This is a genomic window from Sinomonas sp., assembly GCF_051955515.1.
Taxonomy (GTDB): domain Bacteria; phylum Actinomycetota; class Actinomycetes; order Actinomycetales; family Micrococcaceae; genus Sinomonas.
In genome coordinates this window covers 19,563-27,227 of the sequence record NZ_JBQCGQ010000318.1, presented here as the reverse complement: position 1 = coordinate 27,227, position 7,665 = coordinate 19,563, and the positions used below count along the sequence as shown (strand labels likewise).

At 69.8% G+C, this 7,665-nt stretch carries 7 protein-coding genes; 5 read left to right on the top strand and 2 right to left on the bottom strand.

The annotated features are described in order from the left end of the window. A partial coding sequence (locus ACTHL9_RS19025) for an acetyl-coenzyme A synthetase N-terminal domain-containing protein (RefSeq protein ID WP_440520851.1) occupies nt 1–326 on the bottom strand: 326 nt, incomplete at its 3' end. A 202-nt stretch (nt 327–528) separates the two neighbouring features. Here ACTHL9_RS19025 and ACTHL9_RS19020 point away from each other — a divergent pair. The 3 genes from ACTHL9_RS19020 to ACTHL9_RS19010 are packed head-to-tail and all read left to right on the top strand — an operon-like array spanning nt 529 to nt 3,475. Beyond that, a complete protein-coding gene (locus ACTHL9_RS19020) occupies nt 529–1,974 on the top strand; it encodes a hypothetical protein (RefSeq protein ID WP_440520849.1) in 1,446 nt (481 codons plus the stop codon). Further along, nucleotides 1,971–2,801 carry an endonuclease III gene (gene nth / locus ACTHL9_RS19015; RefSeq protein WP_440520854.1) on the top strand — a complete coding sequence of 277 codons (831 nt, stop codon included), beginning with the start codon at nt 1,971–1,973 and terminating at the stop codon, nt 2,799–2,801. The genes ACTHL9_RS19020 and nth overlap by 4 nt, the downstream gene beginning before the upstream one ends. After that, nucleotides 2,798–3,475, top strand: a complete 678-nt coding sequence (locus tag ACTHL9_RS19010) for an NUDIX hydrolase (RefSeq protein ID WP_440520848.1) — start codon at nt 2,798–2,800, stop codon at nt 3,473–3,475. Before nth ends, ACTHL9_RS19010 begins: the two co-directional genes overlap by 4 nt. Nucleotides 3,476–3,478: 3 nt before the next feature. Here the strand turns inward: ACTHL9_RS19010 and ACTHL9_RS19005 are convergent, their stop codons facing one another. Continuing rightward, entirely contained in the window at nt 3,479–5,140 is a 1,662-nt protein-coding gene (locus ACTHL9_RS19005) for a bifunctional 3'-5' exonuclease/DNA polymerase (RefSeq protein WP_440520847.1), read from the bottom strand. A 58-nt stretch (nt 5,141–5,198) separates the two neighbouring features. Between ACTHL9_RS19005 and ssd the strand changes: the two genes are divergently transcribed. Together ssd and ACTHL9_RS18995 are read left to right on the top strand one after the other, a co-directional pair. Next, a complete protein-coding gene (gene ssd / locus ACTHL9_RS19000) occupies nt 5,199–6,371 on the top strand; it encodes a septum site-determining protein Ssd (protein WP_440520845.1) in 1,173 nt (390 codons plus the stop codon). Beyond that, a complete protein-coding gene (locus ACTHL9_RS18995; RefSeq protein WP_440520844.1) occupies nt 6,368–7,549 on the top strand; it encodes a TadA family conjugal transfer-associated ATPase in 1,182 nt (393 codons plus the stop codon). The genes ssd and ACTHL9_RS18995 overlap by 4 nt, the downstream gene beginning before the upstream one ends. The last annotated feature ends 116 nt before the right edge of the window (nt 7,550–7,665 follow it).

Sequence of the window (7,665 nt, the reverse complement as noted above, 5' to 3'; positions counted from 1 at the left end):
GGCTCGCCCTCGAAGAAGATCGCCACCCGGTCCCCGAGCCCTGCCTCCACGTGCCGGTCCAGGGCGTTGTAGGCCGCGTTGACCTCCCCGCCCACGAACCACCTCGCGAACGGCGCCTCCGACCAGTCCAGGGCCTGATCGAAATCCTTCGACCACGTCAGGTACTTCCTCGCCTGCTCCGCCCAGAACCCCACCCGATCCTCCGCCGCGCTGGCGTAGATGTCCTCATGCACATTGGCCGCGGCCGCGAACTCCGGCGTCGGCGGGAACTTGCGCTCCTCGCGAAGCAGGTTCTCAAAGGCGTCACCGTTGACGGTTTGGGACATGGGAGTCCTTTCGGCTCGTTCCATCGCGTGATTCACCACCACAGTAAACCTTCGCCGGTAGCAGGGTAGTTGCGTGCGTCACATTGAAGCGCCGCTTGTCCCGCCCGTCGGGCCACGGCTGGTCGAACCGGGCCTCGGGTGCTAGGTGCCGCACAGGCGTTGTGGCTAGGCTGAACCGCAAGGACGACCGAAGGAGCAGCCCATGTCTGATCCCACTCAGGGTCCCTCGCGTGGTGGCAGCACGCTGCCCGGGCCCGACCGCGAACCTGAGAGCGACAGCCGCAGTGTGGCCGTCGTCGGCCCCTTCACGGCCCGCGATCTCGCCGTCTTCGGTGGCGTGCTGGTCATGCTCATCGGCTCAGTGCTCCCGCTCGTCCAGCGGGGAACCCAGCTGAACCTCTGGAACGCGCAGAATCTCTATTTCATCGCGATCGGTATTCTGCTGCCGATCATCCTCGCCGGCCTCTTCGTCTGGCGACGCCTTGCGCCGTCGGCCTCCATCCGCGTCGGCTCGTTGTCCTTGGATCAGTTCGGGTCGGTCGTGGCGGCCTTCGCGTGCTCGTACTTCTTCGTCTTCGCGGTCACGGCGCTGACGCCCGGCGGCTTCGTCGGGTTCATCGGAGGCGCGATCCTTGTCGCGGCCACGGTACTGGGCCGCTTCATTCCAGGCTTCGCCAAGGACTTCGTGGGCCGAGCTGAGGTGCCGGCGCACGTCGTGGCCCGCGACGCCGTCGCCCCCATCGTCAAGCCCAAGGCGCCGAGGCCCCAGAAGGCGCCCGTGCCTGGGCCGCAGCAGCAGGGCTCCCCCGTCGCGCCCGCACCTTGGGCGGGCACGGTAACGCACGACGGCGGCCCCGCGCCCGCTGCTTCGGCGCCGCCGAGCGCCGGTCGCTTCTCGCCCAGGCCGAGTGCGGGCGCTGAAACGGCCGTGAGCCCGACCGTGGCGAGCCCGACTGTTGGCGCTGGCGCTGGAACCCCGGGGGCGGGCGCTGCCAGTGCGGGGGTCGCGGGCGCGGCAGTAGCTGCGGCAGCGGCGGCGTCCGCCGAGCGGGATGCCCAGACTCGCGCGCTCCGGAGCGCCCCCACGGGGCAGCCGGGGGACGACGCTGTCGTCCTCGGCGATGCGGATGGCGAAGCCTACGGCGCGCCAGGGGCGGTGGAGGTGGCTGCGGCCCCTGCTCCAACCGCGACAGCCCCGGCCGAGCCTGCTCCAACCGCGACAGCCCCGGCCGAGCCCGTTGCGGCGCCTGAATCGCCCGCACCTGCAGCCCCGACGCCCGAAGTCCCCGCGCCCGAAGTTCGGGCGCCTGAAGTCCGGGCGCCCGAGCCGGCAAGGGAACCCGCTCGCGCGCCCGAACCCGAGAATGAGGTGGGGCCCGCCACTCAGGTCGCGCCCGCCGTCGACCCCTATGAGGGGTTCGAGGCCACCCGCAGCTTCGAGGAGCCGGAGCCCGAGTACGAGGCGTTCTGGTTTGCCGTGAACCAGCAGCGTATGGCGTTCGACCCGGAAAGCGGGCTCCCGGTCTTCGCCCTCGAGCCGGGCCAGTGGATTCTTGCCCTTCAGGACCGCGGCAACGAGTTCCTCGTCCAGAGCCAGGACGGGAGGATCGGCATCCTGCGCGACCTCTCGGGAATCGAGCGGGGCTGAGTACCAACGCCGGGGCCTCCCAAGGATCTTCGCGGCGCCGGCTCACCCCCGACGAGACGCCCCTAGCCCTCAAGCGGCGGGCGCGGAAGATCAACCGCATCCTCGCCGACTTCTACCCCTACGCTCACGCGGAGCTCGATTTCCGCAATCCCTTCGAGCTCCTCGTGGCCACGGTCCTGAGTGCGCAGACCACCGACGTCCGTGTCAACCAGGTGACTCCCGTCCTGTTCGCGCGATACCCGGACGCACGCGCGCTGAGCGAGGCCGAGCTTGCCGACGTCGAGGAAATCATCAAGCCAACCGGGTTCTTCCGGGCGAAGGCGCGAAGTGTTCACGTGCTCTCCCAGCGGATCGTGGACGACTTCGACGGCGTGGTCCCCGGCCGGCTCGAGGATTTGGTGACCCTGCCGGGAGTGGGAAGGAAGACGGCGAACGTCGTCCTTGCGAATGCGTTCGGCGTACCCGGGATCAGCGTGGACACCCACTTCGGGCGGCTCGCCAAGCGTTTCGGCTGGACCGCCTCGGAGGACCCGGTCAAGGTCGAGCAGGACGTCATGGAGCTCTTCCCGCCAAGCGACTGGACGATGGTCTCCCACCGTGTGATCTTCCACGGTCGCCGTGTCTGCCATTCGCGGCGTCCTGCCTGCGGGGCGTGCCCCCTTGCGGCGCTGTGTCCCTCTTTTGGGATTGGCGAGACGGATCCGGAGAAGGCTCGGAAGCTCCTCAAATACGAAATGGCTCCGGGCGAGGAGGCGCTCTACGCCGAGATGGTGGCGAACGCGGATTCGGCAGCTGAGATCCGCCGGCGCGTGCAGGGCAATTCATGAGCGCGAAGGCTCAGCTCGAGGCGCTCGCGCACGGCATCCGCACTGGTGAGATCGACCCGTTCGATCCGCGCTGGCACCCCACGGTCGTGGGGCAGAAGGGGCGCCAGGCTGCCGTGCTCGTGCTGTTCGGTGTGCTCGATTCCGTGCCGGCTGCCTCGGACAAGCCGCTCGCCCCCGCGGACCTCGACGTCCTGCTTCTCGAGCGCGCTCAGACGCTGGGGTCCCATCCCGGTCAAGTCGCGTTTCCCGGCGGGGGTCTCGAGCCCCAGGACGCGAGCCTCGTCGACTGCGCCCTTCGTGAAGCCGCCGAGGAGACGGGGCTGGACCCGTCAGGCGTCGATGTCCTGGCCGAGCTCCCCGCGCTCGGGCTTGGCGTGAGCGGCTTCCTCGTGACGCCCGTCCTTGGATGGTGGAAGTCGCCGTCGCCCGTCGCCGTGGTGGATTTCGCCGAGTCGGCGCAAGTCTTCCGCACCCCTGTCCGCGACCTCCTGGATCCCGAAAACCGCTTCACAGGCGTCCTGCATCGTCGTGGAGTGACCTTCTCAAGCCCGGCGTTCGTGGTGGGGGGAGTCCTCATCTGGGGCTTTACAGCGATGGTTCTGGATGCGTTGCTCGAGGGGCTCGGGTGGTCCGTCCCGTGGGACCGGGACCGCAAACACTACATCACACCCTGACGGCTACTTCGCCTGATCGTAGGAGTCGACGACGGCGACGCTCACCGGGAATTGCACGGGCGCGTCGCCGAAGAGGAGCCGTTTGGCCGCCGCCGCAGCCTCCCGGACCGCCTCGGCGCAGGCCTCCGCGACGCTTTCCTCCGCGTGAACCATGACCTCGTCGTGGAGGAAGTAGACGAGTTCGGCCCGGCAGCCCTGTGCAGCGAGACGCCGCAGGCGCAGCCGAACCTCCGCGATCCAGCATTCGGCCCACTCGGCGGCCGTGCCCTGAACTACGAAGTTGCGAGTGAACCGGCCACGGTCCCGTGCCGCGGCATCCGCACGCCGTTGTTCCTCGGCACTTGTCGACTGCTGGAGCCGCTTCCAGCGCTCCGAGGGCGGAGGCGAGCTGCGGCCGAGGTGAGTGGTCACGATGAGTCCGCGTTCGCCGTCGCGCGCTGCTTGCTCCACGAACCCGACGGCCCGCGGGTAGAGCCGAGCGAGCTGCGGCATGAGGCGGCCCGACTCACCGGTGGTAGCGCCATAGATTGCCCCGAGCAGCGCCACCTTGGCCTTCGCCCGGTCGCCGCCGAAGCCCGCCGCTGCGATGCCCGCGTAGAGGTCTGCATCGCGTGCAGCCGCGGCCATGGCGTCGTCGCGCGCGAGTGCCGCGAGGACCCGCGGTTCGAGCTGGGAGGCGTCGGCGACGACGAGCTTGTGCCCTGGTAGGGCCCGCGCCGCGGCGCGGACCTGTTTGGGAATCTGCAGGGCGCCTCCGCCGCGCGAGGCCCAGCGCCCCGTCACGACTCCCGCCACCACATACTCGGGACGGAACCTACCGTCGCGGACCCACGCGTCGAGCCACGCCCAGCCGTTCGCGGCCAGGAGGCGAGAGAGCTTCTTGTACTCCAGGAGCGGCGGGATGGCGGGATGCCGGAATTCACGGAGCTCCCACGCCCGCGTTGTCTGCGCCTCGATTCCGGCTCGATGGAGCGCGCGCATAAGTTCTTGGGGCGAGTCGGGATTGAGTTTCGGTGCGCCCAGAAGCCCCCGCAGCTCGTTCGCCTTGTGCTCCAGCAGCAGGGGGCGTTCGCCGCTTCGCGGGCGTGGGCCGAGCTGCTCGGCTAGAAGCGCCTCGTGCGTCTGCGGGTCCCAGGGGATCCCTGCCGCCTGCATCTCGGCGGCGACGAGCGCGCCGGCAGAGTCGGCCGCGGCGAGAAGGCGAAGCCGCCCGGGGTCTGCGGATCCGCGGATCGCTCCCAGCTGGGCAACGAGCTCGGCCTCGAGTACGTCTGCACGGGGCCCCTGGGCCGGCGCATCCTCGAAGAGCGAGGCCTGGCCCTTGGGCGCGGGCAGCGGCGGCAGCGCGCCCGACGGCTCGGTGGGACGGTCATTCGGGGGAAGGACGGGCGTGTAGTCGGCGCGGACAGAGCCAAGGAGAACGCCGCCCACCAAGGCGAGATCGTGGCAGCGCTCCACCGAGACGCCCTCCGCGAGAAAGGAGGGATACCAGTCGGGGGCGCTGCGCCAGACCCAGCGCGGCCTGCTGCGGTGCTCGATTTCGCGGACAGCGTCTGGCAGGCGGGCGAGCTCGACGGCGGCGTCCCGCCCCGTCGGTTGTCCGGCGGCGTCGAGGGTCTTGAGCACGACTCGACCGTCCGGGGCGGGGGCGAGGATGACGTGCACTCCCACATTCTGGCGTGGACTGAGGACACGAATTGTCCTTCACAGGAGAAGTCTCGGCATGTCGTCCACATGGATCGGGATCGGCGGCCGGTCCCGGTGGTGGGTCCCCGACAGTGGACTCATGGGCAGAGCAGAGAACCTGAGGGGGTCGTCGGGCGGGGGCTGGCTGCCTGACGACGGGGCGGTCTTCTGCATTACGTCGGACGCCGGGCTCCTCGAGGAGTGTGCGCGGGTCGCGGCGGTGGCGGGCGTTCCTTTCGAATCCGCCTCGAGCTTCAGAGACGCGGGGCGGGAGTGGGACAGCAGTGGGCTCCTGCTTCTCGGGGCCGATGTCGATGACTTCCCACCCCGCCGCCGCTCTGACGTCGTCCTCCTGGGACGGCGTGCTGGGCGTGAGCTGCTGTGGCGGAGGGCAGGGGACCTTGGTGTGGAGCACGTCGCGGAACTGCCGGATGCCGCGGTGTGGCTCGTGGACTTCCTCGGCCGACGGCGGAGGGACGCCGGAGAGGGCCTGATCCTTGGCATTCTCGGTGGTTGCGGAGGGGCTGGCGCAACGACGACAGCAGCGCTGCTCGCCGGTGCGTTCGCCGACCGTGGCATGTCCACCGCTCTGGTCGACGGGGACCGGCTGGGGTGCGGGCTGGAACTCGGGATCGCGGAGGAGCCTCTTATGGGCCTGAAATGGCCGGATCTGGCCTCGGCGAGCGGCAGCATCGACCCGATGGAGCTCGAGTCGTCGCTCCCACGCGCTCGGGGAGTATCTGTGCTGTCCTGGCCGGCGTCGACGGGATCCGTGCCGCTCGTTGGTTCCTCGGTGATCGAACGAACGATCAACGCTGCGCGGCAGGCGTTCGACCTCGTTGTCGTGGACATCGGAAGGGGCAGGGAAGGGCTGGAGGACTTCGCATGGGCCAGCGACCGAATCCTTCTCGTGGTGCCCGCGCGCCTCGGGTCCACGCTCGCCGCCTCCCGCATGGTTGCGGACCTGCCTTCGGTTCCCACCGCAGTCCTCGTGAGGGGCCGGCTCGCCGAAGGCGTCGACGCCGAGCACATCGCGGACGCGGTGGGCTGTCCGCTCGGCGCGCACTTCCCCGAGGTGCGGGGAGTCGTCGCTGCCGCAGAAGCAGGCCGGCTGTTCCAGCTCGCTTCTCGCCGTGTGGTCCGTGGCATGGCCCGAAACGTGCTCGGCTGGTCGCTGCAGGCCCGGGACGTGGAACAGGCGTCGCGATGAGGGGTGGACGAGCGGTTGACCCGGAGCTGCTCCGGTCCGTCCGGCAGAAGGTCCTGTCCGCGCCCGGTCCCGTCACGTCCGCCGGGATTGCCGCGGCAGTGCGGGAGAGCGGCCGGGTACTGGGAACCACCGGAACCTTGGCGGCCATGGAGGTGATTGCCGCGGAGCTGCGCGGTCTCGGGCCACTGCAGCCGCTCGCGCAGGACCCCGCCGTCACGGACATCTTTGTGAACGGCCCTCACAGTGTCTGGGTGGATCGTGGCCGGGGCCTCGAGCGGGCCGAGATCCACTTTGACTCGGAGGAGGCCGTGAGATCGCTCGCCACGCGGCTGATCTCGGGGGCGGGCAGGCGCCTTGATGAGAGTTCTCCCTGCGTGGACGTCCGCGTCTCCGGGGGCTACCGCGTCCACGCGGTCCTCCAGCCGGTCTCGACCGAGGGGACCTTGCTGTCGATCCGGATCCGGCGCGAACGCGTCTTGGGACTCGATGAGCTGGAGCGGAGCGGGACTGTACTGCCCGAGCAGCGGACTGCGCTCGAGGCCATCGCGGCGAGCGGCGTCAGCTACCTCGTCAGCGGAGCGACAGGCACAGGGAAGACCACCCTGCTCAGTACGCTCCTCGGGCTCTCGCGACCCGCGGAGCGGATCGTCCTCGTCGAAGACGCCGCGGAACTCAACCCCGACCATCCCCATGTGGTCGGGCTCGAGGCCCGCCACGGCAATCTCGAAGGCATGGGCACTATTGATCTCGCAGAACTCGTGCGTCAGGCGCTGCGCATGCGCCCCGATCGCCTCATCGTCGGTGAATGCCGCGGGGCTGAGGTCCGCGAACTCCTCACCGCCCTGAACACGGGTCACGCCGGCGCCGGAACGATCCATGCCAATTCGGCCGGCTCAGTGGCTGCGCGCTTGGCTGCCCTCGGAGCACTAGCCGGTCTTTCCCCTGAGACGACCGCCCTCCAGGCCGCGAGCGCCCTCGGCTGCGTGGTGCACCTCGCGAGGATTCCCACCGGGCGCCGCGTGGCCAGCATCGCCCACGTCTCGGAGCGCGAAGGACGGCTCGTCATCGAGCCTGCTCTTGAACGAGATCTTGATAGGGACCGCTTGTCACGGGGTCCCGGATGGGAAGCGCTCGCGTCACTGCTTTCCGAGAGGACGCGAGCGGGGTCGGGGCTGTGACCGGCGCGCTGGCGATATTCGGGCTACTGTGGGCGGCGGCGCTGCTCCTTTTGGGGTGTCGTCCGGCACGGAGACTCGTGGGGCTGCGCCGTCCCCGCACCTCCTTTTGGGCGTTG